The organism is Aeromonas sp. ASNIH4 (assembly GCF_002934425.1).
GTDB lineage: Bacteria > Pseudomonadota > Gammaproteobacteria > Enterobacterales > Aeromonadaceae > Aeromonas > Aeromonas hydrophila.
Map to the genome: position 1 here is coordinate 1316598 of NZ_CP026217.1, position 25170 is coordinate 1341767.

The 25170-nt window shown below is 53.0% G+C and carries 22 protein-coding genes; 19 read left to right on the forward strand and 3 right to left on the reverse strand.

The window, feature by feature from the left end; all coding sequences use genetic code 11:
• Window positions 1–38: 38 nt before the first annotated feature.
• The 5 genes from C2U40_RS06185 to tesB all read left to right on the forward strand — a co-directional run bounded on the left by C2U40_RS06185 (window position 39) and on the right by tesB (window position 4175).
• Entirely contained in the window at window positions 39–659 is a 621-nt protein-coding gene (locus tag C2U40_RS06185; protein WP_016351379.1) for an L-threonylcarbamoyladenylate synthase, read from the forward strand.
• The gene (locus C2U40_RS06190) at window positions 652–1563 is read left to right on the forward strand and encodes a segregation and condensation protein A (protein ID WP_162498629.1); all 912 of its coding nucleotides are present in this window, start codon (window positions 652–654) and stop codon (window positions 1561–1563) included. The genes C2U40_RS06185 and C2U40_RS06190 overlap by 8 nt, the downstream gene beginning before the upstream one ends.
• Window positions 1564–1598: 35 nt before the next feature.
• Window positions 1599–2195 carry an SMC-Scp complex subunit ScpB gene (gene scpB, locus C2U40_RS06195; protein ID WP_011706719.1) on the forward strand — a complete coding sequence of 199 codons (597 nt, stop codon included), beginning with the start codon at window positions 1599–1601 and terminating at the stop codon, window positions 2193–2195.
• Window positions 2188–3111: a 23S rRNA pseudouridine(2605) synthase RluB gene (rluB, locus tag C2U40_RS06200; protein ID WP_076360029.1), complete on the forward strand. Its 924-nt coding sequence runs from the start codon at window positions 2188–2190 to the stop codon at window positions 3109–3111. The genes scpB and rluB overlap by 8 nt, the downstream gene beginning before the upstream one ends.
• A 200-nt stretch (window positions 3112–3311) precedes the next feature.
• Window positions 3312–4175 (forward strand): acyl-CoA thioesterase II, encoded by an 864-nt coding sequence (gene tesB / locus C2U40_RS06205; RefSeq protein WP_016351376.1) that lies wholly within the window; start codon window positions 3312–3314, stop codon window positions 4173–4175.
• Window positions 4176–4240: 65 nt separating this feature from the next.
• Here tesB and C2U40_RS06210 read toward each other — a convergent pair whose 3' ends face one another.
• The 3 genes from C2U40_RS06210 to C2U40_RS06220 all read right to left on the reverse strand — a co-directional run bounded on the left by C2U40_RS06210 (window position 4241) and on the right by C2U40_RS06220 (window position 6999).
• Window positions 4241–5419, reverse strand: a complete 1179-nt coding sequence (locus C2U40_RS06210; RefSeq protein WP_103828744.1) for a dicarboxylate/amino acid:cation symporter — start codon at window positions 5417–5419, stop codon at window positions 4241–4243.
• Window positions 5420–5614: 195 nt separating this feature from the next.
• Window positions 5615–6106, reverse strand: a complete 492-nt coding sequence (locus tag C2U40_RS06215; RefSeq protein WP_324828668.1) for a class I SAM-dependent methyltransferase — start codon at window positions 6104–6106, stop codon at window positions 5615–5617.
• A 251-nt stretch (window positions 6107–6357) separates the two neighbouring features.
• Window positions 6358–6999 (reverse strand): TetR family transcriptional regulator, encoded by a 642-nt coding sequence (locus tag C2U40_RS06220; protein ID WP_103828764.1) that lies wholly within the window; start codon window positions 6997–6999, stop codon window positions 6358–6360.
• 143 nt (window positions 7000–7142) lie between these two features.
• Between C2U40_RS06220 and C2U40_RS06225 the strand changes: the two genes are divergently transcribed.
• From C2U40_RS06225 to C2U40_RS06285, 14 genes are all read left to right on the forward strand, one after another.
• The gene (locus C2U40_RS06225; RefSeq protein ID WP_103828745.1) at window positions 7143–8336 is read left to right on the forward strand and encodes an efflux RND transporter periplasmic adaptor subunit; all 1194 of its coding nucleotides are present in this window, start codon (window positions 7143–7145) and stop codon (window positions 8334–8336) included.
• Window positions 8337–8353: 17 nt separating this feature from the next.
• On the forward strand, window positions 8354–11503 hold the full coding sequence (locus C2U40_RS06230) for an efflux RND transporter permease subunit (RefSeq protein ID WP_103828746.1): 3150 nt from the start codon (window positions 8354–8356) through the stop codon (window positions 11501–11503).
• Window positions 11496–12905, forward strand: a complete 1410-nt coding sequence (locus tag C2U40_RS06235) for an efflux transporter outer membrane subunit (protein WP_103828747.1) — start codon at window positions 11496–11498, stop codon at window positions 12903–12905. Before C2U40_RS06230 ends, C2U40_RS06235 begins: the two co-directional genes overlap by 8 nt.
• Window positions 12906–13595: 690 nt before the next feature.
• Window positions 13596–14681 carry a dTDP-glucose 4,6-dehydratase gene (gene rfbB / locus C2U40_RS06240; RefSeq protein ID WP_103828748.1) on the forward strand — a complete coding sequence of 362 codons (1086 nt, stop codon included), beginning with the start codon at window positions 13596–13598 and terminating at the stop codon, window positions 14679–14681.
• Complete coding sequence (gene rfbA, locus C2U40_RS06245) at window positions 14681–15562, forward strand: glucose-1-phosphate thymidylyltransferase RfbA (protein ID WP_103828749.1); 882 nt, start codon at window positions 14681–14683, stop codon at window positions 15560–15562. The genes rfbB and rfbA overlap by 1 nt, the downstream gene beginning before the upstream one ends.
• Window positions 15559–16674, forward strand: coding sequence for a DegT/DnrJ/EryC1/StrS family aminotransferase (locus C2U40_RS06250; protein WP_103828750.1), 1116 nt, complete (start codon window positions 15559–15561; stop codon window positions 16672–16674). Before rfbA ends, C2U40_RS06250 begins: the two co-directional genes overlap by 4 nt.
• Entirely contained in the window at window positions 16671–17357 is a 687-nt protein-coding gene (locus C2U40_RS06255; protein ID WP_162847486.1) for a WbqC family protein, read from the forward strand. The genes C2U40_RS06250 and C2U40_RS06255 overlap by 4 nt, the downstream gene beginning before the upstream one ends.
• A gap of 1 nt (window position 17358) precedes the next feature.
• The gene (gene purN / locus C2U40_RS06260) at window positions 17359–18012 is read left to right on the forward strand and encodes a phosphoribosylglycinamide formyltransferase (protein WP_103828751.1); all 654 of its coding nucleotides are present in this window, start codon (window positions 17359–17361) and stop codon (window positions 18010–18012) included.
• 2 nt (window positions 18013–18014) lie between these two features.
• Window positions 18015–19535 carry an oligosaccharide flippase family protein gene (locus tag C2U40_RS06265; protein ID WP_103828752.1) on the forward strand — a complete coding sequence of 507 codons (1521 nt, stop codon included), beginning with the start codon at window positions 18015–18017 and terminating at the stop codon, window positions 19533–19535.
• Window positions 19532–20410, forward strand: a complete 879-nt coding sequence (locus C2U40_RS06270) for a glycosyltransferase family 2 protein (protein ID WP_103828753.1) — start codon at window positions 19532–19534, stop codon at window positions 20408–20410. Before C2U40_RS06265 ends, C2U40_RS06270 begins: the two co-directional genes overlap by 4 nt.
• Window positions 20407–20934: a serine O-acetyltransferase gene (locus C2U40_RS06275; RefSeq protein WP_162498630.1), complete on the forward strand. Its 528-nt coding sequence runs from the start codon at window positions 20407–20409 to the stop codon at window positions 20932–20934. Before C2U40_RS06270 ends, C2U40_RS06275 begins: the two co-directional genes overlap by 4 nt.
• 9 nt (window positions 20935–20943) lie before the next feature.
• A complete protein-coding gene (gene wzy / locus C2U40_RS26005) occupies window positions 20944–22146 on the forward strand; it encodes an oligosaccharide repeat unit polymerase (protein WP_133295826.1) in 1203 nt (400 codons plus the stop codon).
• On the forward strand, window positions 22146–24038 hold the full coding sequence (gene asnB / locus C2U40_RS06280; RefSeq protein WP_103828754.1) for an asparagine synthase (glutamine-hydrolyzing): 1893 nt from the start codon (window positions 22146–22148) through the stop codon (window positions 24036–24038). The genes wzy and asnB overlap by 1 nt, the downstream gene beginning before the upstream one ends.
• Window positions 24038–25153 carry a glycosyltransferase family 4 protein gene (locus C2U40_RS06285; protein WP_158656429.1) on the forward strand — a complete coding sequence of 372 codons (1116 nt, stop codon included), beginning with the start codon at window positions 24038–24040 and terminating at the stop codon, window positions 25151–25153. The genes asnB and C2U40_RS06285 overlap by 1 nt, the downstream gene beginning before the upstream one ends.
• Window positions 25154–25170 lie beyond the last annotated feature (17 nt).

Consider the following 25170-nt stretch of genomic DNA (forward strand, 5'->3'; position numbering starts at 1 on the left):
GCGGGCAGGCATTGCCGCCCCCATTGCGAGAACGAGTCATGAGTCAGCACTTTTACGTACATCCGGAAAACCCCCAGGCCCGTCTGATCAGCCAGGCGGTACAGATCATTCAGAACGGCGGCGTCATCGTCTATCCCACCGACTCGGGCTATGCGCTGGGTTGCCAGATGGGCGACAAGGGCGCGCTGGAGCGCATCTGCCGCATCCGCCGCATCGATCCCAACCACGACTTTACCCTGGTGTGCCGCGATCTCTCCGAGATCTCCACCTATGCCAAGGTGGACAACACGGCGTTTCGCCTGATCAAGAACAACACCCCCGGCCCCTACACCTTCATCTTCAAGGCCACCAAGGAAGTACCGCGTCGCCTGATGAACGAGAAGAAGAAGACCATCGGCATCCGGGTACCGGACAACAAGATTGCCCAGGCGCTGCTGGAAGCGCTCGGCGAGCCGCTGCTCTCCACCACATTGATCCTGCCGGAATCGGACATGGCGGAGTTCGACCCGGAGGAGATCTTCGACAAGCTGGGCAAACAGCTGGATCTGGTGGTCAACGGCGGTTATCTGGGCGAGCAGCCCACTACCGTGGTGGACTTCTCCGACGACGAGCCGGTGCTGCGCCGGCGTGGTGCCGGTGACCCGACTCCGTTTGAGTGATACTGCCGATCCTGTGCCGGTGATGACCACGCCCACGGCGGGCGAGAGGGGGGCGAGCCCGGCGGGGGAGGCCATTCCCCCCCAGGCCGTCCCGTCTCCCATCGCCCGGGTGCTGGGGCAGCCCTATCACGAGCTGCCCCAGGATTTGTTCATCCCGCCCGATGCGCTGGAGGTGTTTCTCGATACCTTCGAGGGGCCGCTCGATCTCTTGCTCTACCTCATCCGGCGCCAGCAGCTCGACATCCTCAACCTGCCGATCCTGCAGATCACCTCCCAGTACATGGAGTACGTGGAGCTGATGCAGGGCCTCAATCTGGAGCTGGCGGCCGAATACCTGCTGATGGCGGCCTGGCTGGCGGAGATAAAATCCCGTCTGCTGCTGCCCAAGGCGCCGGAGCTGGAAGATGAGGAGGAGGGGGAAGACCCCCGCGTCACCCTCATTCGCCGGCTGCAGGAGTACGAGCGCTACAAGGTGGGGGCGGAGCGAGTCAACGAGTTGCCGCGGCTGGAGCGGGAGATCTTCATCGCCACCGCGCTGCCGCCGGATTTTGGCGATCTCAAACCATTGACGCCCGATGTTTCGCTGGTTGAGCTCGCCCTTTACATGCAAAGTGTGGTAAAACGCGCGACTCATTTTGAACATCACCAGATCCGCCGTGAGCAGATCCCGACCCGGGTGCGCATGGCGGAGATCCTTGCCATGCTCTCGCTGGGCCAGACCCTGCGCCTGGATCGGGTGCTGCGCGCCGAAGAGGGGCGCATGGGGGTATTGGTGACGTTTCTGGCGCTGCTGGAGCTGTGCAAGGAGCAGCTGATCTGGATCCTGCAGGCGGAACCGCTGGGGCCGATCCACTTTGCCTTGGCCGGCCAGCATGAGGAGAGCGTGCGTGGCGCTGCCCACTGAACGGTTGAAGAGGCCGATGTTGCGAGGAGCGGACCATGGCGCTGCCGGCTGAACGACTCAAGACGCTGATCGAGGCGGCGCTGTTCGTCGCCGGACGCCCGCTCAACGTCAGCGAGCTCAAGAGCAGCGTACTGGCGGACTACCCGGTCACCAGCCGCTACGTCCAGCTGTTGCTGGCGGAGCTCAGACAGGATTACAGCGAACGGGGGGTGGAGCTCAAGGAGGTGGCCTCCGGCTGGCGCTTTCAGGCCCGCCAGGAGTACGCCGAGGAGCTCTCCAGGCTCTGGAGCGAGCGGGCGCCCCGTTATTCGCGCGCCGTGATGGAGACGCTGACGTTGATCGCCTATCGTCAGCCCATCACCCGGGCCGAGATCGAAGCCATCCGCGGGGTGGCGGTCTCGAGCCAGATAGTGAATACCCTGAAAGAACGTGGCTGGGTGCGCAGCATCGGTCACAAGGAGGTGGTGGGCCGCCCGGAGCTGCTCGCCACCACCCGAGAATTTCTGGATTATTTTAATCTGCAGAGTCTGGAGCAGCTCCCCGAGCTTGACCCCGAACTGCAACCCTCGTTGTCCACGCTGACATTGGCAGCAGCGGGCAGCGATCAACAATCAGGTAACCCCGATGAGTGAAAAACTGCAAAAAGTGTTGGCCCGCGCGGGTCACGGCTCCCGTCGTGAGATGGAGGCCCTGATCACCGCAGGTCGGGTCAGTGTGGATGGCAAGGTCGCCACACTGGGGGATCGCGTCGAAGTGAACGCCGTGATCCGGGTGGATGGTCACCAGGTCAAGACCCGTGCCGCAGAGGAAGTGATCTGCCGCGTGCTGGCTTACCACAAGCCGGAAGGGGAGATGTGTACCCGTCACGATCCGGAAGGTCGTCCCACCGTGTTTGATCGTCTGCCCAAGATGGAAGGGGCCCGCTGGATTGCGGTCGGCCGCCTCGACGTCAACACCTCAGGTCTCTTGCTGTTCACCACCGACGGTGAACTGGCCAACCGGCTGATGCACCCGAGCCACGAAGTGGAGCGGGAATACGCGGTGCGGGTCTTTGGCGAGATCACCGAAGCCATGCTGCAGCGCCTGCGCAAGGGTGTGCAGCTGGAAGACGGCATGGCCAAGTTCAACAAGATCAAGCCGGCCGGTGGCGAGGGTCTGAACCAGTGGTTCAACGTCACCCTGACCGAAGGGCGCAACCGTGAAGTGCGCCGCCTGTGGGAATCCCAGGAAGTGCAGGTGAGCCGCCTGATGCGGATTCGCTACGGCGACGTGCAGCTGGATCGCGGCATCCCGCGCGGTGGCTGGCAGGAGCTGAAACTGCCCGAGGTGAACTACCTGCGAGGCCTGGTCAACCTGCCCAACGAGACCGAATCCAAGGTCGATCTGCAGCAGGATGGCAAAACCAGCCGTCACAAGCAGGCCGCCCAGATCCGTCGCGCCGTCAAGCGCCACAAGGAGATGCAGGGCAAGGAGCCGCGCGCCCGCGCCACCACGGCCCGTCGCAAGCCGACCTCTTCCACCCGCAACTCGGGTACCGGCAGCAAGTAAGCGCTGCGTGGCCGCAAGGCCGCACTGCAAAAGGCCCGCCTCTTCGGCGGGCCTTTTCGTTGGCGCCTTTTGAGTTCGTTATTGTTCAAGTTCGCATGAAGCTGAATTAATGGGGCCGGGCAGGTGACTGCCAGGGGCGGGGGTGGTTGCTCGGCACGGGCGGGCTTGTTAGCCTTCCCGCACTGACACAGGAGATAATAATGAGCAAGGTACTTGATGAGCTGCTGGCGTTGCTGGCGCTCGAGAAAATCGAGGAGGGCCTGTTTCGGGGCCAGAGCCAGGATCTCGGTCTGCGGGCCGTGTTTGGCGGACAGGTAATGGGGCAGGCCTTGTCAGCCGCCAAGCAGACGGTGGCAAGCGATCGCCAGGTGCACAGCTTCCACTCCTACTTCCTGCGCCCCGGCGATGCCAACCGTCCCATCGTCTACGACGTGGAGAACATCCGCGACGGCCAGACCGTCTCCACCCGCCGGGTCAAGGCCATTCAGGGCGGCAAGCCCATCTTCTATCTCAACGCCTCCTTCCAGGTCGAGGCGGACGGCTTTGAACACCAGATCGCCATGCCGGCGGGGATCACGCCGCCCGAGCAGCTCAAGAGCGAGCTGGAGCTGGTGCGCCCCTACGAGCAGCAGATCCCGCCCGCCCTGCGCGACAAGATCATGTGCGAGAAGCCCATCGAGATTCGCCCGGTGACTCTGGTCGATCCGATCCGCCCCGACGTGCACGAGCCGCTGCGCCACGTCTGGTTCAAGGCCAATGGCCAGATGCCGGACGATCAGCGGGTGCACAAGTACCTGCTGGCCTATGCCTCCGACTTCCACTTCCTGTTCACCGCACTGCAGCCCCACGGCGTGTCGTACTGGGAGCCGGACATGCAGGTGGCTACCATCGATCACTCCATGTGGTTCCACCGGGACTTCCGGCTGGACGACTGGCTGCTCTACGTGGTGGACAGCCCGAGCGCCAGCGCCGGTCGTGGCCTGGTGCGCGGCCAGTTCTTCACCCGCGATGGGGTGCTGGTGGCGAGCACGGCGCAGGAAGGGGTGATCCGCCGTCGCGGTTGAGCAGCGCTGAGCGCCAACAAAAAAACGGGAGCCGATGGCTCCCGTTTTTTTATGCGCTTGCGCTATCAGGCGGCGTCTTGCTCGGCGCTGAGCGCTGGCTCGCCGCTCTGGGCGAAACGGTCGGCCCACAGGGCGATGACGCCGTCGCCGGTGACGTTGCAGGCGGTACCGAAGCTGTCCTGCGCCAGATAGAGGGCGATCATCAGGGCGATGGAGGCCTCACCGAACCCCAGCATGGAGGTGAGCAGGCCCAGTGCGGACATGACGCCACCACCCGGAGCACCCGGCGCGGCAATCATGATGACACCCAGCATCATGATGAAGGGCAGCATGGTGCCTATGCCCGGAATGGCCAGATGCTCGGAGAGGAACATCACCGCGGTGGCGCAGGTCACCAGGGTGATGGTGGAGCCACACAGGTGAATGGTGGCGCACAGCGGCACGGTGAAGTTGGCGATGCCATCGCTCACGCCGTTGTTCTTGCTGGCCTGCAGGGCGACCGGGATGGTGGCGGCGCTGGACATGGTACCCAGCGCGGTGAAGTAGGCCGGCAGCATGTTCTTGATGAGCTGGGCCGGGGAGCGGCCCAGGGCCAGACCGGTGCCGACGAACAGCACGGAGAGCCAGAGCCAGTGCATGACGATGGCCATCACCAGTACCACGCCGAAGGTCTTCAGGGTGGCGAATACGGTACCTTCCACCGTCATCTCGACGAAGACGCCGGCGATGTAGAACGGTAGCAGCGGGATGATCACCTTGGCCAGCAGGCGGTCGATGATGTCACGGCCCTGATCGGCGACCCGGCGCAGATCGGTGGCCTGGGTGGCGCTGATGCCGATGCCGAACACGAAGGCGGCGGCCAGTGCCGACATCACCCCGAACAGCGGCGGGATCTCCAGGTTGATGTAGGAGGCGAGCTTGATGGCGCTCTCGGCGGTGGGCTCGGCGGCGGTGGTCAGGCGCGGGATCAGGTTGCTGGCCACGGTAAAGGCAAACAGCCCCGCCAGTATGGTGGAGCAGTAGGAGAGGGCGACCGTCTTGCCCAGCAGCTTGCCGGAGTTCTTTGGCAGGCTGGCGATGCCGCTCATGATGAAGAACAGGATGATGAGCGGAATGGTGAAGGTGATCAGCTGACCTATGACTGTCTTGGCCGTAAACAGCACGCGTGCGACCCATTCAGGGGCGTAGAGACCGAGCAAGAGACCGGCGAGGATGCCGGCAACCAGTTTGAGGACAAGTTTCATAAGTAAATCCAGGTGTTAGTGTCTGATTTGTTATTTAATTTTGATTTTAATGCCGCTTTTTAACACAAAATCCGCATCATGTCTGTCGTGGGTGCGTTAATGTCGAGTTAAATATTGTTAAATGTGATCATGGTGGTGATAGCCACTGGCGACCTGATCGCGAGGTGCGGTGGGTGATTAATTTTGCGCGCCCTTTCAGGCGCGGATCAGCAGGGCGTGCAGCCAGCGGCTATCCGTCTGCTCGCTCTCCCAGCACTGCTGCAGTTGCAGCGGCAGCGGGGCGATGAGCCGGCGCAGGCCGTCTTCATCGAGCCGGGTCTGGGAGAGGTGCTCCTCGGCAGGAGTGCTGCCGGTGGCAACGGGCTGGCCACTGGGGTGGGGAAAGGCACAATAGAGCGGCCCGGCGGGCTTGAGCAGCCCAGCCAGATGGGCCAGCGCGTCGCTGAGCTCGTCTGGCGCGATCGCTGGCAAGGCCCCGCGCGCCCAAATACCGTCATAGGGCACCACGCTGCGCAGCTGCTCGACGCGGCAGACCCGCACCGGCTGGCCGCTGCGCCGCGAGGCGATCCTGGCTTGTGCCAGGCGGGCATCGAAGGCCGTCACCACCAGCCCCTGCTGGCGAAAGAAACAGAGATCGTCGCCTTCGCCGCAGCCCGCCTCCAGCAGGTGGGCTCCCGTTGGCAGCAGCGCCAGAAACGATTGGCGCGCCGCTGACCATGGATCGGCTGAGGGCGTGGCAATGGAGGCCGGAGGGCAGGAGGGAGACGGACGGGACATGGCGGGCACCTTTGCTCTGGGGCGCAACTCAATTTCGGGGGCGTGACTATAGCAAACTTGAGCCAATTTGGCGCCGGGGCGCCAAAGGAATGAAAGGAGATGGAAGGGAGTGAGGGGTTGTCTGCGCCGGGCCAGGGCCGCCAGTGTTCGGCCTTGCTGGTTCAGGGGCGACGGGCGGCCGGGCTGGTTGGCTGGGCGATCAGGGCGAACAGGCTGTCCAGCAGGAAGTCGGCCTCCTGGCGCAGATCGATGCGCTCCGGAAAGTGCAGCCAGTTGATGATGTAGCCATCCAGGGTGCAGTGCAGCAGGGTGGCGGCCCGCTGCAGATCCAGCCCCTGCGGCAGCTGGCCGAGGCGCACCGCATTGGCCAGGGTGGCTTCCAGATCCCGGAAGAAGTTGTTTGACTGGCTGCGCATGTGCTCGCGCAAGGAGATGGCTTCCCCTTCCAGCGACTCCAGGTTGAACAGTATGGTGAACATCTGCTGATGGGCTGGCTCGCTGCTTATCTTGATGATCACTCCCTTGAGGAAGGTGCGCAGCTTGCCGAGGGGATCGGGTTCCAGCTCGGAGACGCAGGCGTCGAGCTGGTGGGAGAGGGGTTGGCACAGCTCCTCCCAGAGGGAGACGAACAGCTCTTCTTTGTTTTTGAAATGCCAGTAAATGGCGCCCCGGGTCAGCTCGGCGGCCCTGGCGATGTCGGTCAGGCTGGTCTTGGCCAGGCCTTGTGAGCAGAACAGATCCAGGGCCGTACTCATGATGTGGCAGCGGGTCTGCTGCGCCTCTTCTTTGGTTCTTCTGGCCATCTCTGCGCGCACCTTGTAAAAGTAAAAAAAGTCACTTACATACATTTATGAATGTATGTATATTGCCTCATCTTTCCGATTTTACCAACCGGGTCCTATAAACCCTGTGGTTATTCATTGATAGACAGAGGCTCAGGTTCTCCATGCATAAACATATTCTCGCACGTTCAGTCGGCCTTGCGCTGCTGGCGAGCGGTCTGCTGACCGCTTGCGGCGAACAGGGCAGTGCCCAGCAGGGGCCCGGTGCGATGCCGCCGGCCGCGGTGGATGTCGTCACCCTGCACACGGCGCCGCTGCAGCTCACCACCGAGCTGACCGGTCGCAGCGCCCCGCTGCGGGTCGCCGAGGTGCGTCCCCAGGTGAGCGGCATCATTCTCAAGCGTCTCTTTACCGAGGGCAGCGACGTCAAGGCCGGTCAGCTGCTGTACCAGATCGACCCCGCCGTCTATCAGGCTGCGGTGGCCAGTGCCAAGGCCAACCTGGCCAAGGCGCAGGCCAATGAGCAGAGCGCCCGCCTCAAGGCCAAGCGCTATGCCGAGCTGGTGAAGGTGAAGGCCATCAGCAGCCAGGAGTATGACGACGCCGATGCGGCCTGGAAGCAACAGCTGGCCGAAATCGGTGCCGCCAAGGCGGCACTGCAGACCGCCAACATCAACCTGGCCTACACCCGCATCACGGCCCCCATCAGCGGTCGCATCGGCAAGTCCGCGGTGACCGAGGGTGCTCTGGTGACGGCCCAGCAGGCTGACAGTCTCACCTCTATTCAGCAGCTCGATCCCATGTATGTGGACGTGCGCCAGTCCACCGCCGATCTGCTGCGCCTCAAGCGCCAGGTGGCGGCTGGCAAGCTGACCCAGGACGAGCAGAAAGGCGCCCGGGTGAGCTTCCAGCTGGAAGATGGCTCCACCTACGGTGAAGAGGGCTCGCTGCAGTTCTCCGACGTGACCGTGGATGAGACCACCGGCATGGTGACCCTGCGGGTGATCGTCCCCAACCCTCATCAGCTGCTGCTGCCGGGCATGTTCATGCGTGCCACCCTGCAGGAGGGCGAGCGCGCCGAAGGGTTGTTGGTGCCGCAGACCGCGGTGACCCGTACCCCGAAAGGCGGCGCCACCGTGATGGTGGTGACGGCGGACAACAAGGTGGAGCTGCGTGAAGTGCAGCTGGGCCGCATCGTCGGCAGTGACTGGGCGGTGGAATCCGGTCTCAAGGCGGGCGAACGGGTGATCGTCGCCGGCCTGCAAAAGGTAAAACCCGGGGTCGTCGTGGCACCTGCTGAACAGAGTGCCGCTGCGCAGTCTGCCCAGGCACCGGCCAATGCCCCGGCCAACAAGTAGGATGGAGTAGTCGCCTCATGGCACGATTTTTCATAGACAGACCCATTTTCGCCTGGGTGATCGCCCTGGTGATCATGCTGGCGGGGAGCCTGGCCATCATCAAGCTGCCGGTCGCCCAGTACCCGAGCATTGCGCCGCCGGCGGTGGGCATTTCCGCCAGCTACCCCGGGGCCTCCGCCAAGACGGTGGAAGACTCGGTGACCCAGATCATCGAGCAGAACATGACCGGCCTGGATCACCTGCTCTACATGTCCTCCCAGTCGGACTCCTCCGGCCGGGTATCGGTGACCCTCACCTTCCAGCCGGGGACCGATCCCGACATCGCCCAGGTGCAGGTGCAGAACAAGTTGCAGCAAGCCATGTCGCTGTTGCCGCAAGAGGTGCAGCAGCAGGGGATCCGGGTCCAGAAGACCTCCAGCAGCTTCCTGATGGTGGCCGCCTTTATCTCCAAAGATGGCGCCATGACCAACGATGACCTGGCCGACTACGTGGTGGCCAACATCAAGGAGCCGCTCAGTCGTCTGGACGGGGTAGGGGACATCACCCTGTTCGGCAGCCAGTACTCCATGCGGGTCTGGCTTGATCCCAACAAGCTCAACCGGGTGCAAATGACCCCTGGTGATGTACAGGCCGCCATCAAGGCGCAAAATACCCAGGTGGCCTTCGGCAAGCTGGGGGGCACCCCGGCGGTGACCGATCAGCAGTTCACCGCCACCATCATGGGGCAGACCCGGCTCTCCACCGTGGAGGAGTTCAACGACATCCTGTTGCGGGTGAACCAGGACGGCTCCAAGGTGCGGCTCAAAGACGTGGCTCGGGTCGAACTGGCCGGCGAAAGCTACGATGCCGAGGCGCTCTACAACGGTCAGTCGACCGCAGCGGTAGCCATCAAGCTGGCGACCGGTGCCAACGCGCTGGATACCGCCGAGAAGGTGCGTGGCAAGCTGAATGAGCTCTCCACTTACTTCCCGGCCAACATGGAGATCGTCTACCCGTACGACACCACGCCGTTCGTGAAGATCTCCATCGAGGAGGTGGTACAGACCCTGGTGGAGGCGATCTTCCTGGTGTTCTGCGTGATGTATCTGTTCCTGCAGAACTTCCGCGCCACCCTGATCCCGACCATTGCGGTGCCCGTGGTGCTGCTGGGCACCTTCGGGGTCATGTCGGCGTTCGGCTTCTCCATCAACACCCTGACCATGTTCGGTCTGGTGCTGGCCATCGGCCTGTTGGTGGATGACGCCATCGTGGTGGTGGAGAACGTGGAGCGCCTGATGAGCGAAGAGGATCTCTCTCCACTCGAGGCGACCCGCAAGTCCATGACCCAGATCACCGGCGCCCTGGTGGGGATCGCCCTGGTGCTCTCGGCGGTGTTCGTGCCGATGGCCTTCTTCGGCGGTTCGACCGGTGCCATTTATCGCCAGTTCTCCCTCACCATCGTTTCGGCCATGGTGCTGTCGGTGCTGGTGGCGCTGATCCTGACCCCGGCCCTGTGCGCCACCCTGCTCAAGCCCATCAAGCATGGCGAGTTCGGTGCCAAGCGCGGTTTCTTCGGCTGGTTCAACCGGGCCTTCGACGCCAGCGCCAACCGCTACCAGAGCGGCGTGCGCAAGGTGGTCAAACAGGGCGTACGCTACGGCATCATCTATGCGGCCATGCTGGCGGTACTGGCCATCCTGTTCATGCGCATGCCCACCTCCTTCCTGCCAGAAGAGGATCAGGGGGTCATCATGTCCATGGTGCAGCTGCCGGTCGGTGCGACCAAGCAGCGCACCGAGGTGGTGCTGGCCGACATGCGTGACTACTTCATGAAAAACGAGAAGGATAACGTCGACTCAGTGCTGACTGTGGCGGGCTTCAGCTTCGCCGGTAGCGGTCAGAACAGCGGCATGGCGTTCATCAAGCTGAAAGACTGGAAGGAGCGCAACACGCCGGATCGTAGCGCCAATGCCATCATCGGCCGTGCCATGGGCTACCTGTTCAGCATCAAGGAAGCCCAGGTGTTCGCCTTCAACCTGCCTCCGATCCCGGAGCTCGGGACGGCGACCGGCTTTGACTTCTTCCTGCAGGATCGGGCCGGCGTGGGCCACGACAAGCTGATGGCGGCACGCAACCAGCTGCTCGGCATGGCGGCGCAGGATCCCAATCTGGTGCGGGTGCGCCCGAACGGGATGGAAGATACCCCCCAGCTCGACATCAAGATCGACTACGAGAAGGCGTTGGCGCAGGGACTCTCCATCAGCGACATCAACAGCACGCTCTCCAGTGCCTGGGGCTCTGCCTATGTGAACGACTTTGTCGACAGAGGCCGGGTCAAGAAGGTCTACCTGCAGGCGGATGCCCCCTTCCGGATGAATCCGGAAGATCTCAAGCTCTGGTACGTGCGCAACAGCGCCGGTCAGATGGTGCCCTTCTCCGCCTTTGCCAGTACCGACTGGAGCTTCGGCTCGCCACGGCTGGAGCGTTACAACGGCGTGCCGGCGATGGAAATCGTCGGGGAAGCGGCGCCGGGCAAGAGTACCGGTGACGCCATGGCCGCCATCGAGCAGATGGTGAAGCAACTGCCGGAAGGCATCGGCATCGAGTGGACCGGTCTCTCCTATCAGGAGCGGCAGGCGGGCTCTCAGGCACCGGCACTGTATGCCATCTCCCTGCTGGTGGTGTTCCTCTGTCTGGCCGCCCTCTACGAGAGCTGGAGCATTCCGTTCTCGGTGATGCTGGTGGTGCCGCTCGGGGTGCTGGGGGCCATTGTGGCGGCCACCCTGCGGGGGCTCGAGAACGACGTCTACTTCCAGGTGGGTCTGCTGACCACCATCGGTTTGTCGGCCAAGAACGCGATCCTCATCGTCGAGTTCGCCAAGGAGCTCTATGACAGGGGCATGGGGCTGAGCGAAGCCGTGGTGGAGGCGGCGCGCCTGCGTCTGCGCCCGATCCTGATGACCTCGCTCGCCTTCATCCTCGGCGTATTGCCGCTGGTGATCAGTACCGGGGCCGGCGCCAGCAGCCGCAACGCCATCGGTACCGGCGTGATGGGGGGGATGATCAGTGCCACCGTGCTGGCCATCTTCTTCGTGCCGCTGTTCTTCGTGCTGGTGATGCGCTATTTCACCAAGCACAGCACCAGGCAGGCGCGTCTGGCCCATGCCGAGGAGATCAAACATGACTAAGACCCTGATCGCCCTGAGCGTGACTCTGCTGCTGGGGGGCTGTTCCATGGCCCCCGATTACCAGCGCCCGGCGCTGCCGCAAGGCGCCGCCTGGCAAAGCAACCAGGCAGGGGAGGCGGCCGTCTCCCCCTGGCGCCAGCAGTTCCTGGATCCCGCCCTGCAGCAGTTGATTGCCACGGCCCTCGAGAACAACCGGGATCTGCGCCTTGCGGCGCTCAACGTGGAGGCCTACGAGGCCAGATACCGGATCCAGCGGGCGGCCCAACTGCCGACCCTGGCGGCCAATGGCTCGGGTACCCGTCAGCAGGGATCGGACGATCTCAGCAGCACGGGGCAGGGCACCATCAGCAGCCAGTACGGCGCCAACATCGGCATCACCTCCTACGAGCTGGACCTGTTCGGCCGGATCCAGAGCCTCAAAGATCAGGCGCTGGAAAACTATCTGGCGCAGGTTGAGACCCAGCGCAGCACCCAGATCGCGCTGATTGCCTCGGTGGCCAACGCTTATCTCACTCTGCTGGCGGATCAGGAGTTGCTGGCGCTGAGCGAGGCGACCCTGGCCACCGAGCAGGAGAGCTATGGTCTGACCGAGCACAAGTACCGGCTGGGTGCCGCCTCCGAAATGGAGCTGGCCCAGGGCCGTACCGCACTGGAGAGTGCCAAGGTGAGCCTGGCCCAGTATCAACGGCAGGTGAAGCAGGATCGCAACGGCCTGGCGCTGCTGCTCGGGACCGGCGTCCCCGCGCTGATGACCCAGCCGGCGACCCTGGCCGAGGTGCAGCTGGCGGCCATCCCGGTGGGTGCACCATCCAGCCTGCTGCAACAGCGCCCGGACATCCTGGCGGCCGAGCACAGCCTGAAGGCGGCCAATGCCAATATCGGCGCCGCCCGTGCGGCCTTCTTCCCGACCATCTCGCTGACCGCGACGGCGGGCACCGCCAGCAACCAGTTGAGCGGGCTGTTTGATGGCGGCACCGGCACCTGGACCTTTATGCCGCAGATCAACCTGCCGATTTTTGACGGCGGCAAGCGCATCGCGGATCTGGACGTGGCCGAGGTGAGCACCAGGCAGGCGGTGGCGAGCTACGAGAAAAGCATCCAGACCGCGTTCAAGGAAGTGGCAGATACGCTCGGCGCCCAGGCCGACTATCAGCAGCAACTGCAGGCGCAGCAGGCACTGGTGGAGGCAAACCAGACCTACTTCAAGCTGGCGGAGGTGCGCTACGAGAAGGGGGTGGACAGCTATCTCACCCGACTCGATGCCCAGCGCTCGCTGTTCAGTGCCAAACAGGGGCTGATCAGTACCCGTCTGGCGCAGCTCAGCAACCAGGTTGCACTCTACAAGGCTGTCGGTGGCGGCTGGCAAGCCACCGATACCGAGGGTGGCAAAGGAAAAAGCTGACAGTAGCCACAGATCTCTCCTTGCGTTATCTTACCGTCACAGGGCGAACTATCAGGTTCGCCCTGTTTGTTTTGAGCAAAAACATATACATATGAAACCTAAGTGACATAATACGTCGTGCAGACAGCGTGTCGGCAGGCTGCAGAAATGGGTGAAAAAGCCTGAATGTTACGTACCCAGTGAATGGCAATTGTAAGAAAGTGTTACTCATCTTCTTCAACGATTGGGGCAAAGTGGTGTTCTTGTGAGCAAGCATCTACTTCGATGCGTTATTTATCACTATTTTTACTTGGGAACCCTGCTGTTTAGGATGATGGAAGGGTTTCAATAGGGGCTTTCTTGAATGGCGAGCGAACATTTTCGGCAGCCAATAGAACGTTGAGCATCAACAAAGCTGGTTATAAATGACTTGTCTTGAGCAAGGTTGTTTTGGCTATTCAAGCTGCCGTGAAAGGCGCTAGAATTCAGACTTTTCTGACAGCGATAGCCAATTTTCTCAAGCTGGAGGGCATCATGGCCAACAGCACACACAATCTGGTTAAAAGCAGCAAACTGGGAGCTGTAACTCAGGGGCGGTAGCTATTGCTTTTGACTTGCACTGCATCAGACATCCGCTGCAGAAACGAGAGTCACCGTCGCTTTAATCGCCTTCATAAAATAAAATTTCTCTTAATTTTCAAGAGCATGCATATGAAAATTCTTGTCACTGGTGGCGCCGGCTTTATCGGCTCTGCGGTTGTTCGTCATATCATTCAAAATACCAACGACTCAGTTCTCAACCTCGACAAACTCACCTATGCGGGCAACCTGGAATCCTTGGCCAGTGTCGCAAACAGTGAACGTTATGCCTTTGAACAGGTGGATATCTGCAACCGCGCCGAACTGGATCGGGTGTTTGCCCAGCATCAACCGGACGCCGTGATGCACCTGGCCGCCGAGAGCCATGTTGATCGTTCCATCACCGGTCCTGCTGACTTCATCGAAACCAACATCGTCGGCACCTATATGCTGCTGGAAGCGGCTCGCGCCTACTGGAACGGTCTGGACGAGGTACGCAAGGCGGCTTTCCGTTTCCACCATATCTCCACCGACGAGGTGTATGGCGACCTGCCCCATCCGGATGAAGTGGCCCCCGGTGTGGCACTGCCGCTCTTCACCGAAACCACCCCTTATGCCCCCAGCAGCCCCTATTCTGCTTCCAAGGCCTCCAGTGACCATCTGGTGCGCGCCTGGCGCCGTACTTACGGCCTGCCGACTGTCGTCACCAACTGCTCCAACAACTACGGCCCGTACCACTTCCCCGAGAAGCTGATCCCGCTGGTGATCCTCAACGCGTTGGATGGCAAACCGCTGCCGGTATACGGCAAGGGTGACCAGATCCGTGACTGGCTCTATGTGGAAGATCACGCCCGCGCGCTTTATACCGTGGTTACCACAGGTGTCATCGGCGAGACCTACAACATCGGCGGTCATAACGAGAAACAGAATCTGGAAGTCGTGCATACCATCTGCGATCTGCTGGATGAAATGGTGCCCAAGGCCGGCTCCTACCGCGATCAAATCACCTATGTGGCCGACCGCCCTGGCCATGACCGCCGTTATGCCATTGATGCCAGCAAGATGAGCGCCGAGCTCGCCTGGCAACCACAAGAAACCTTTGAATCCGGTATCCGCAAAACAGTGCAGTGGTATCTGGATAACCAGCAGTGGGTCAACAACGTGAAGAATGGATCCTATCAGTCCTGGATCGATCAGCAGTACGGGGAAAAGAAATAATGAAAGGTATTATTCTGGCTGGCGGCTCTGGCACCCGTCTCTATCCGATTACCATGGGTGTTTCCAAGCAGTTACTGCCTATTTACGATAAGCCGATGATATATTACCCTCTATCGGTATTAATGTTGGCTGGTATCAGGGAAATTTTGATTATCACCACCCCTGAAGATCAAGCTGCGTTTCAGCGCTTGCTGGGTGATGGCAACCAATTAGGAATAGCACTGGAATATGCCGTGCAACCTAGCCCCGATGGCTTGGCTCAAGCCTTTATCATTGGTGCGGAATTTATTGGTAACGATGCCGTATGTTTGGTGCTGGGTGATAATATTTTTTATGGCCAAAATTTCAGCGCCAAGTTGAAAAAGGCGGTTACCAAAGCGCAGACAGGTGAAGCTGCCACCGTATTTGGTTATCAAGTTAAAGACCCCGAACGCTTCGGTGTAGTCGAATTTGATCAAGACCAAAAAGCAATCAGCATTGAAGAAAAACCAGCAAATGCAAAGAGTAATTACGCCGTAACTGGGTTGTATTTTTACCCAAATGATGTGGTAAAACAGGCGAAAATAGTTAAGCCTTCGCACCGTGGTGAACTGGAAATTACCACCCTAAATGAGATGTACCTTAATCAAGATAACTTGCATGTGGAAATGCTCTCTCGTGGTTTTGCTTGGCTTGATACCGGAACCCATGAAAGCATGCTTGAAGCTGCACAATTTGTAGAAACCATTGAAAAACGCCAAGGCTACAAAGTAGCTTGTCTAGAAGAAATTGCCTACAACAATGGGTGGATGAGCAAAGAACGGTTGCAACAAGCCGGTAAATTAATGAACAAAAACAGCTATGGTCAATATCTGTTAGCACTTGCAAATGGTGAAGTATGAGCAACAAACAAATTTATGTAACACAGCCTTATTTACCCCCAATGGAAGAATTTGTGGTGTATCTGGAGCAGATCTGGCAAAGCAAAGTGCTGACTAATGGTGGCCCGATGCACCAGCAGTTAGAGAAAGAGCTTGCAGAATACTTGGGTGTCAATCAGGTTGTGCTGTTTAACAACGGCACCAATGCCCTGTTAACCGCACTGCAAGCGCTAGACTTAAGTGGTGAAGTGATCACTACACCGTATTCGTTTGTTGCGACGACTAACTCCTTGGTATGGAACAACTTAACGCCGGTTTTCGTGGATATTGATCCAATAACTTTGAATCTTGACCCAGCTAAAATCGAAGCTGCAATCACCGACAAAACCACTGCCATTATGCCTGTGCATTGTTATGGTAATAGCTGTGATGTACAGGCCATTCAGGCTATCGCTGACAAACATGGTTTGAAGGTATTGTACGATGCGGCTCATGCTTTTGGTGTGCAAGATGAAAGTGGCAGTATTCTTCGCCGTGGTGATTTAAGTGTTCTCAGTTTTCACGCCACCAAGGTATTTAGCACTTTTGAAGGCGGTGCAATTATCTGTCACGATGAAGCAACCAAGCAACGCATTAACCAGCTTAAAAATTTTGGCATTATTGATGAGGTAACTATTAATGATGCTGGCATTAATGGAAAAATGAGCGAAGTCAATGCTGCTTTTGGATTGTTACAACTCAAGCATATTAAAACAGCGTTAGCTGCCCGACAAGCTGTTGATGCGTTTTACAGAGAACATTTAGTACATGTTCCCGGTATAAATATTCTAACCAGTACAGCAGAAATCGTGCGCAACTATTCGTACTTTCCAGTACTGGTGACGGAAGAATACCCACTGAGCCGTGATGAACTGTACGAAAAACTTAAGCAAAATAATGTATTTGCTCGTCGTTATTTTTATCCGCTAATCAGCCACTTCCCAATGTACTCCGGTTTAAGTTCGGCTGACGCAAAAAACTTGAGTGTAGCAGAAGAAGCTACTCATCAGGTTCTGTGTTTACCTATTTTTCCAGATATGTCAGAAGATGATGTGAAAAAGGTAATCTTTAATATTATGGATGGTGCCCTATGATTGCAGTAATGCAGCCATACATATTCCCATATCTGGGTTACTACCAGTTGGTGAATATGGTCGATGTCTTTATACTGTATGATGATGTTAACTTCATAAATCGTGGCTATATTAATCGGAATAATATTTTGGTTAATGGAGCTGTGCAGCGATTTACGCTTCCTGTCCCAGGTTCGTCACAAAATAAGAAAATTTGTGAGTTGAGTTTCTCGCCTGACACTAAGAAAATTTTAAAAGCTATATCTCAGGCATATTCAAAAGCACCTTTTTACAGTGATGTGTACCCATTAATAGAAATGGTTTTGCAAAAGGAAGACCGTCGTATTGCATCTGTTTGCCAGGTGGGTATTAAAAGTGTTTTTGATTACTTGGATGTCGATAAAAAAATTATCAAGTCAACTGATCTTACTTATGACAGAGGGGCTAGCCCTGCTGATAGGCTCATAGAAATGACCAAGTTATTTGATGATTCCGTATATGTAAATAGTATTGGTGGTCAAGCATTGTACGATAAGGGATATTTTGATACTCGAGGTGTAGAGTTGAAATTCATGAAGATGAAGTCACTTCAATATTCACAAGCAAAAGGGGAGTTCATTCCAAATCTCTCGATGATTGATGTCCTAATGTGGAATAGTAAAGAGAAAGTAAAGCAAATTCTAGAACAATACGAGTTACTTTAAAATGAAGATAGTCTTTATATGCTCTACTAATGGTAGCGTTATAAAAGAAGCGATTAGTACGTCATTTTTATCTGAGCATGAGATTGAATTTGTTAGTGATAGACAATGTGGGATAATTGATTACGCAAACTCAAATAATTTTCCTGCCAAAGTTCTTAACGCTAAGTGTGGTCATGATTTCTCTAAGTTATTAGTTCAAGAGTATTCAAGTGGTGAGAATGTATTATTTATATCATTCTATACACGTTTGCTAAGTGATGTGTTTTTAAAGGCTCATCCTCACAGAGTGATTAATTTCCACCCATCAATTTTGCCCGCTTGTCCTGGTATGGATGGATTTGGTGATACATTGAAAAGTGGTGCATTATTTATTGGTTCAACTGTGCACTTTATCGATGAAGGTATGGATACAGGTAAACCTATTTTGCAAGCTGCATTCCCCAGAAATCCGGGAGAAAGTATCACTAAACTTAGACATAGAGTATTCTTACAGCAGGTAATAAGTTTATTACAAGTTGTGGATTGGTTTTTAAATAATCATGTAATTTGCGAAAATGATATTCATATTGAAAATGTTATGTTTGAACTGTCCGAATTTTCACCGAATATCAGCCATGAATATATGGTGATGTACCAAAAGTGGCTTTGTGAGTAGTTATGAAGAGTAGTCCTTCACTTAAAGTCAATATCTTAGCTAATTACGCCAGTCAGCTTTACTCCGCTGGCATTGGCATTGTAATTTTGCCCCTTTACATAAAGTACATGGGGGCCGAGTCCTATGGTTTAGTGGGGTTTTTTACCATGCTGCAAGCATGGTTTGCACTGCTTGATTTAGGCTTAACACCGACCATCGCACGTGAAACAGCTCGCTACTATGGCGGTTCTATGTCGGCATTGCACTACCGACAGCTCTTTCGTGCACTCAGTACCATTTTTGTCGGCACAGCAGTCATTGGTGGTACAGCCTTATGGCTATTAGCAGAACCCATCGCTTACAAATGGCTTCAGGTTGAAACCCTTAGCATGAATATGGTGGTAGTTGCTGTTCAGATCATGGCTGCCAGCGTTGCGTTGCGTTGGTTGGGGGGGTTGTATCGAGGTGTTATTACCGGTTCCGAACGCTTGGTTTGGTTGAGTGGCTTCAATGCCATCATCGCAACACTGCGCTTTCCGGCGGTATTTATCACTATGTGGCGGTATGGTTTTACACCAACAGTATTTTTCTGGCATCAACTCGCAGTGGCCATTATTGAAGTGCTAGGGTTGTACTTAATAAGTAACAAGCTTAAGCCTGCCGTCGCTAAGACTGAACTTATTGGCTGGAGCATACAACCCGTTAAACCTGTGCTGAAATTTGCATTAACCATAGCCTTTACGTCTTCGGTTTGGGTTTTGGTAACACAAACGGACAAGTTAATACTCTCCGGTATTTTACCGTTGGCAGAGTATGGCTTCTTTACCTTGGCTGTGCTGGTTGCCAGTGGGATTATGATTCTGAGCGCACCGGTAAGCTCCGTCATTATGCCCCGTATGACCAGGCTCCATACCGAAGGTAAGCATGATGAGATGATTCAGGTCTACCGCAATGCAACGCAGTTAGTGAGCGTGGTTGCGGGTTCCGCCTCGCTTACTATCGCATTTTTTGCCGAGCCATTGCTCTACGCATGGACGGGGGATAAAGAAATCGCCAGTAATGCCGCCCCGATCCTGACGCTGTATGCACTCGGTAATGGCGTACTGGCTGTATCCGCATTTCCGTATTACCTGCAATACGCTTTAGGAAACTTACGCTACCACCTGATAGGGAATCTGGTAATCGTAATCACGCTTATCCCTACTATCATCTGGGCAGCATCAGAGCATGGTGGTGTAGGTGCAGGCTGGGCGTGGCTGAGTATTAATAGTTTGTATTTAATACTTTGGGTTGGGTATGTGCATCATAAATTACAGCCAGGCGTGCACGTAGGTTGGTTGTCTAAAGATATTTTAGGAATTTATGCACCAGTCATACTACTTTTATTTCTAGCGAATGCTTATATGAGTTATCAAACTCGGCAAGAAGCATTATTTTCTGTGGTTGTGTTGTCATTTTTTGCAATTTCTGTTGCTACAGTTTCATCTTCGGTAGCCCGTAAAGTGCTTAACAAAAAATTATTTAGTGGTAAATGTAAATTATGAGCTCAGAGATTAAAGTGTCGGTATGTGTTGTTACATACAATCAAGAAAAATACATTGCTAAATGCTTACAAAGCTTAGTAGATCAGGTAACGGATTTTCCTTTTGAGATTATAGTCGGTGAGGATTGTTCTACGGATAAAACTCGTGAAATAGTTCTAGAGTTCCAAAAGAAATATCCAGATATCATTAAGCCGTTGTTACATGAGCAGAATGTTGGCGCTTGTCAAAACTATTTGATGACGCATGCTAAGGCACATGGTAAGTATATTGCACATATGGATGCTGATGATTATGCTTTGCCTGGTAAACTGCAAACGCAAGCTGACTTTTTAGATAAAAACCCCAAGTGTAATATGGTGTTTCATCGAATGGATTTTATTGATGGTGATAATTATATGTATACAAAAATGGTAACAAGGGGGGTGTTGGACTATAAGTTTTACAGGAAAGATATAATTGAATTTGTGGCAATAGCAGCTAATAGCTCGAAAATGTATAGGTCTAAGTTGAGAGAAATAGAATTGCCAAAATTCGAAATTGTTGATTATACAGTAAACGTAATACAAGTCGACGCTGGCTACGGCGCTTATTGTAGTCCAAATGCTCTAGGAGTTTATAGGCGCGGTATTGGTATTTCTGGAAGCTCTGTGGTATATGATTCTGTTTTGAACTCTTTAAGTTATTTTATAGATGCATACCCTGAATACATGCAGCACATAAACTCTTCTGCATGGACTTGGTTTTTATCTAATGTAAAACATCGAAAGGAAAGTAAATGGAGGTTTTTAATAATGGTTATAAAAACATTCTCTTTCAAAGGTCTTATTAGGTACTTAATGAGTAGAAAAATTAGACGGGAGTTGAGTGGCTTATGAATATAATTTTGTTAATAAATAAGGATTTAAGTAAATATGTGTCTTCTGGTGGTTTAAAAATAAAACTAAAGACAGTAATTGCAAGTCATGCGTTTCATTTGGTTTTGTGCATACGTATTGGGCAGCTCCTAAGAACTATCCCCTTCATTGGGTCACTATTAGGAGTGGTTGTTGAGTACTTTATTCGAGTTGTGTTTGCTAGTGACATTTCATTAAAGTCAAGAATAGGTCCAGGGCTTATGATTGTACATGGCCACGATATCGTGATCGGTGGCGATGTGTTAATTGGTGAAAACTGCAAAATACTTAATGGTGTTACACTTGGTAATAAAGATACTGAGTCTGCTATAAATCAACAGCCAGAAATTGGTAGCAATGTTGTGATTGGAGCTGGAGCTAAAATTCTTGGAAATATAAAAATTGGTGACAATGTGAAAGTCGGAGCAAATAGTGTAGTGTTAAGCGAGGTGCCTGACAATCATGTAGCTGTAGGTGTTCCTGCTAGAAATATGCTTAAACCTTAGGTGCGGGCCGTGACTGTTAATCCTGTTATATCTCTTTTTTATCTTTATTTTTTTGCTAATTTTATTGCATTGGTTCAGGGTATTAGTGGTAATGGATTGGTCCTTGAAGGACAGTTTTTTGAGCTAAAGGCCTCCTCGCTTGCTTATTCATTTTTATTGCAAGTGTTAATTCTCCTGTCCTTTTTATGGGTGTTTAAGTTTTTTCATTCCAGATTAAATTTTAAAAAAATCACATATGGAAAAGTCTGGGGTTGGTTTTTAATAATAATTCAAATGTTTTTTTTGATTTTTAATATAAAAACAGGCGTTAATATAGCTGGTGATGGTGCACGTATCGAAGGTGGCTCTATTATTAACTACATTTTTATTTTGTTGCAACCCGATATGCTTTTTATTTTGGTTGGAACTTCATTGTTATCTGGTCGGTTATTGCTTGTTAATTTGATTATTTTTTTGGTTTCGATGGCGCTACGTGGTTGGATGGGCGGGTTTTTTATAATTATTTTTATGCTATTATCAAGATATTACCCTGTTCGCATTTCCTTGCGGAGTTTATTTTATATTTTATTTTTAGTGCTGTTATTTATTTTGGTTTTACCCGTTATTATTGATATGAAATGGTCAATGCGACAGGGTGTTTCTGTTGGGGATTTTTTTTCTAGTATTTTCAACTCGTTTTCAGCTGAAAAGTATAACTTGGCTATTAGCTATTTACTAAATCGTTTTCAGCATCTTGGGCATGTGGCTCTGCTACTTGAAAACTCTGATAAATTATATTTTGATTTGTCTAATGGTTTATTTTCAAGTTACTGGATGGATGGTCTGCCTCAATACACTATTTCAAAGCTTTTTGGTTTTGAGCAATATTTACTTAATTCTTATATGGTTGAATATTTTTTTGGAATAGAAGATCCGACGTGGAATACTAATCCAGGTCTGGCTGGTTGGATTTTTATCCTGCAAGAAAAAGTAGTGTTTATGGTTTTATATTTGTTTCTTGTTGTCGTTGCTCCATTCTATTTTATTGGTAGGTATGCTGGAAGCACAATGCTTATGTTGATCGCTTGTTTTTCAATAGTTTATCTTTTTCATGGTTGGTTTGGAGCTTATTTCAATATAATGTTTTATGGATTGGCTCTGGTTATTATTAGTAAATTAAAGTTTACTAATAGATCTAGTGTAGAGTCATCAACAAATAAGGCTGTTAACTAATGTGTGGCGTATCTGGATTTTTACTATCCCGTCAACTTTCTAAGGCGGAACCAAAATTTCTGCAATGCATGATCGCTGCAATCAGCTATCGTGGCCCCGATGATTCAGGCGCTTGGTATAACGAAAAGCAAGGCATTGCTTTAGGCCATGCCCGTTTGGCTATCGTTGATTTATCATCCGCAGGACACCAGCCAATGACTTCGGCTGGTGATCGTTTTGTTATTGCCTTCAATGGTGAAATCTATAATCACCTTGATCTGCGAGATCAACTTGAATCTCAAGGTTCTGCACCTTCTTGGCGTGGCTATTCCGATACAGAAACCTTGTTAGCTTGTTTTAGTGCCTGGGGTGTCGAAGCTACGTTAAAAGCGACGGTTGGTATGTTTGCGCTGGCTCTATGGGATAAGCAAGCACAGCAATTAACTCTAGCCCGTGATCGTTTAGGTGAAAAACCCCTTTATTGGGGTTGGTGTGGTGATACCTTGTTGTTTGGGTCAGAGCTTAAAGCCCTCAAGGCTCATCCTGCATTCGATACACAAGTTGATCGTGGTTCTTTATCGTTGTTGCTACGCTACAACTATATTCCTGCACCTTATACGATTTACCAAGGTATTGAAAAATTACCTGCTGGCCAGTATGTGCAGATCAAAAAAGGGCAACTGCGTGCTGACGTTCAGCTGAAGGCATATTGGCAGTTGAATCAGTCGATTGAACGCTGTTTGGCTAACCCGTTCAGCGGCACTGATACTCAAGCAGCCGATTTATTGGAGCAAACGATTAGCCAAGCGGTAAGCGGGCAGATGCTATCTGATGTGCCTTTGGGGGCATTTCTCAGTGGTGGGGTAGATAGCAGTACCGTTGTCGCGTTGATGCAGCAGCAATCCAAGCAGCCTGTACGCACTTTTGCCATTGGTTTCGATGAGCCTGGCTACAACGAGGCTGAGTATGCGAAGGAAGTTGCGCGGTATTTGGGGACAGATCATACAGAACTGTATGTGAGTGCTCAGGATGCGGTGGATTTAGTACCGCATTTACCGGATATTTATTGCGAGCCTTTTGCCGATAGTTCTCAGTTACCTACTTTTCTTGTTAGCCGTATGGCAAAGCAACATGTTACGGTTGCACTCAGTGGTGATGGAGGTGATGAGCTATTTGGTGGTTATAATCCTTATCAATTTGCACCCCGGGTGTGGAGCAAATTACAACTGCTACCTTTGCCACTTCGGCAGATTGCTAGCCGATTATTATCTGGTCTGCCACTTCCTGATAAGCTTGCAAAGCTGTTACGTGTATTACCTGCCAAAGATCAAGAGCAGTTTTATCGGATATTGATGAGCCACTGGGATAACCCCGGGCAATTGGTGATCGGTGGAAATGAATATCCTACATTGATTAATAGTGCCGCGCAGTGGCCGAAAACTGACTGTTTTGAGCATTGGATGATGGCGATGGATGCCGGTCAGTACATGATCGATGACATTCTGGTAAAAGTTGATCGCGCTGCCATGGCGAATAGTCTGGAAACTAGGGTTCCTTTACTTGACCACCGGGTTGTGGAGTTAGCTTGGAAATTACCCTTGCACATGAAAATACGTGGGGGTGTCAGTAAATGGGTGCTGCGTGAGGTTCTATATCGTCATGTACCTCGTGAAATGATTGAACGTCCCAAGAAGGGCTTTTCGGTGCCTCTGGGGCAGTGGCTACGTGGGCCTTTACGAGATTGGGCTGAGGCGTTGCTGAATGAACAGCGTTTAGAACAAGATGGTTACTTAAATTCTGCTGTTGTGCGCCGTGTCTGGAGTGATCATTTGCAAGGCAAGCGTGATCATTCACTTAAACTGTGGAGTATTTTAATGTTTCAAGCGTGGTTAGAAAAACAATGGAAAAAATAATGCATGTTATCACCGGCTTAGGTGATGGCGGTGCTGAAGGTGTGCTTACTCGTTTGTGTCTTCTAAGTAAAAACTTAGAGCATGAGGTGGTTTCTCTTATCGATGCAGGTAAGTATGGAGAAGTTCTTGTTGCTGCAGGTATTAAGGTGCATTACCTGAAAATGAATCCTGCTAGGCCTAATCCTTTGAAGTTGATCAAACTAATTTCTATCATTCGGGAAAGTAAACCAAGTGTAGTTCAAACTTGGATGTATCATGCTGACTTGCTTGGTGGGATTGCCGCCAAGCTTGCTGGTGTAAAGCGAATTATTTGGGGTGTGCGGCACTCAACTTTAGATAAAGGTAATGCAAAGAGAAGCACTATATATGTTGCGTGGTTGTTAGCAAAGCTATCCTATTTTATACCTGATAAAATTGTTTGCTGTGCGCGTAAGGCATTGGAGGTTCATTCGGACCTTGGCTATGATAAATCAAAGCTCATATTGATACCCAACGGCTATGATTTAGAGTCTTTGAGGCATGATCCTGAAGCTGGGTTTCGCATCAGAAAAGAACTTTGTATCAGTAAAGATTCTTTTTTGATTGGCAAGGTTGGTCGATATGATCCTTTCAAAGACCATTCTAATTTATTGAAAGCTTTATCGATAATTAAGAATTCAGGAATCGAATTTACTTGTCTCTTGGTTGGAAATAGATTAACAACAGAGAATAAGTTACTAACTAAAGAGATTGCTGATTTGGGGCTTATTGATTGCATTCAGCTTGTTGGTCAACGTGCAGATATACCAGCAATAATGAATGCTTTAGATTTACATGTTTTAGCCAGCTCATCTGAAGCATTCCCGAATGTTCTGGCCGAGGCTATGGCATGTGGTGTGGTTTGTGTTAGTACAGATGTAGGTGATGCAAAGGAGATTTTAAATGAACCTAATTTAATTTGCTCACCAAAGAATCCCGAAATGTTGTCGGAATTGATAATTAAAGCGAAATATTTGTGGGCTAATGACAAGCAGCGCTGGTCGGAATTTAAACAGCGTAATATCGATAGAATTATAGGTCAATATTCTATTGCTAGTATGGTGCGGCAATATGAGCAGTGTTGGGTTGGTAAATAATTTTTAATCCTAATTAA

Bases quoted from the DNA above. Each gene is read 5' to 3' on its own strand.
- C2U40_RS06185 (WP_016351379.1), top strand. From the start codon at position 39: ATGAGTCAGCACTTTTACGTACATCCGGAAAACCCCCAGGCCCGTCTG.
- scpB (WP_011706719.1), top strand. From the start codon at position 1,599: ATGGCGCTGCCGGCTGAACGACTCAAGACGCTGATCGAGGCGGCGCTG.
- rluB (WP_076360029.1), top strand. From the start codon at position 2,188: ATGAGTGAAAAACTGCAAAAAGTGTTGGCCCGCGCGGGTCACGGCTCC.
- tesB (WP_016351376.1), top strand. From the start codon at position 3,312: ATGAGCAAGGTACTTGATGAGCTGCTGGCGTTGCTGGCGCTCGAGAAA.
- C2U40_RS06210 (WP_103828744.1), bottom strand. From the start codon at position 5,419: ATGAAACTTGTCCTCAAACTGGTTGCCGGCATCCTCGCCGGTCTCTTG.
- C2U40_RS06220 (WP_103828764.1), bottom strand. From the start codon at position 6,999: ATGGCCAGAAGAACCAAAGAAGAGGCGCAGCAGACCCGCTGCCACATC.
- C2U40_RS06225 (WP_103828745.1), top strand. From the start codon at position 7,143: ATGCATAAACATATTCTCGCACGTTCAGTCGGCCTTGCGCTGCTGGCG.
- C2U40_RS06230 (WP_103828746.1), top strand. From the start codon at position 8,354: ATGGCACGATTTTTCATAGACAGACCCATTTTCGCCTGGGTGATCGCC.
- C2U40_RS06235 (WP_103828747.1), top strand. From the start codon at position 11,496: ATGACTAAGACCCTGATCGCCCTGAGCGTGACTCTGCTGCTGGGGGGC.
- rfbB (WP_103828748.1), top strand. From the start codon at position 13,596: ATGAAAATTCTTGTCACTGGTGGCGCCGGCTTTATCGGCTCTGCGGTT.
- rfbA (WP_103828749.1), top strand. From the start codon at position 14,681: ATGAAAGGTATTATTCTGGCTGGCGGCTCTGGCACCCGTCTCTATCCG.
- C2U40_RS06250 (WP_103828750.1), top strand. From the start codon at position 15,559: ATGAGCAACAAACAAATTTATGTAACACAGCCTTATTTACCCCCAATG.
- C2U40_RS06255 (WP_162847486.1), top strand. From the start codon at position 16,671: ATGATTGCAGTAATGCAGCCATACATATTCCCATATCTGGGTTACTAC.
- purN (WP_103828751.1), top strand. From the start codon at position 17,359: ATGAAGATAGTCTTTATATGCTCTACTAATGGTAGCGTTATAAAAGAA.
- C2U40_RS06265 (WP_103828752.1), top strand. From the start codon at position 18,015: ATGAAGAGTAGTCCTTCACTTAAAGTCAATATCTTAGCTAATTACGCC.
- C2U40_RS06270 (WP_103828753.1), top strand. From the start codon at position 19,532: ATGAGCTCAGAGATTAAAGTGTCGGTATGTGTTGTTACATACAATCAA.
- C2U40_RS06275 (WP_162498630.1), top strand. From the start codon at position 20,407: ATGAATATAATTTTGTTAATAAATAAGGATTTAAGTAAATATGTGTCT.
- asnB (WP_103828754.1), top strand. From the start codon at position 22,146: ATGTGTGGCGTATCTGGATTTTTACTATCCCGTCAACTTTCTAAGGCG.
- C2U40_RS06285 (WP_158656429.1), top strand. From the start codon at position 24,038: ATGCATGTTATCACCGGCTTAGGTGATGGCGGTGCTGAAGGTGTGCTT.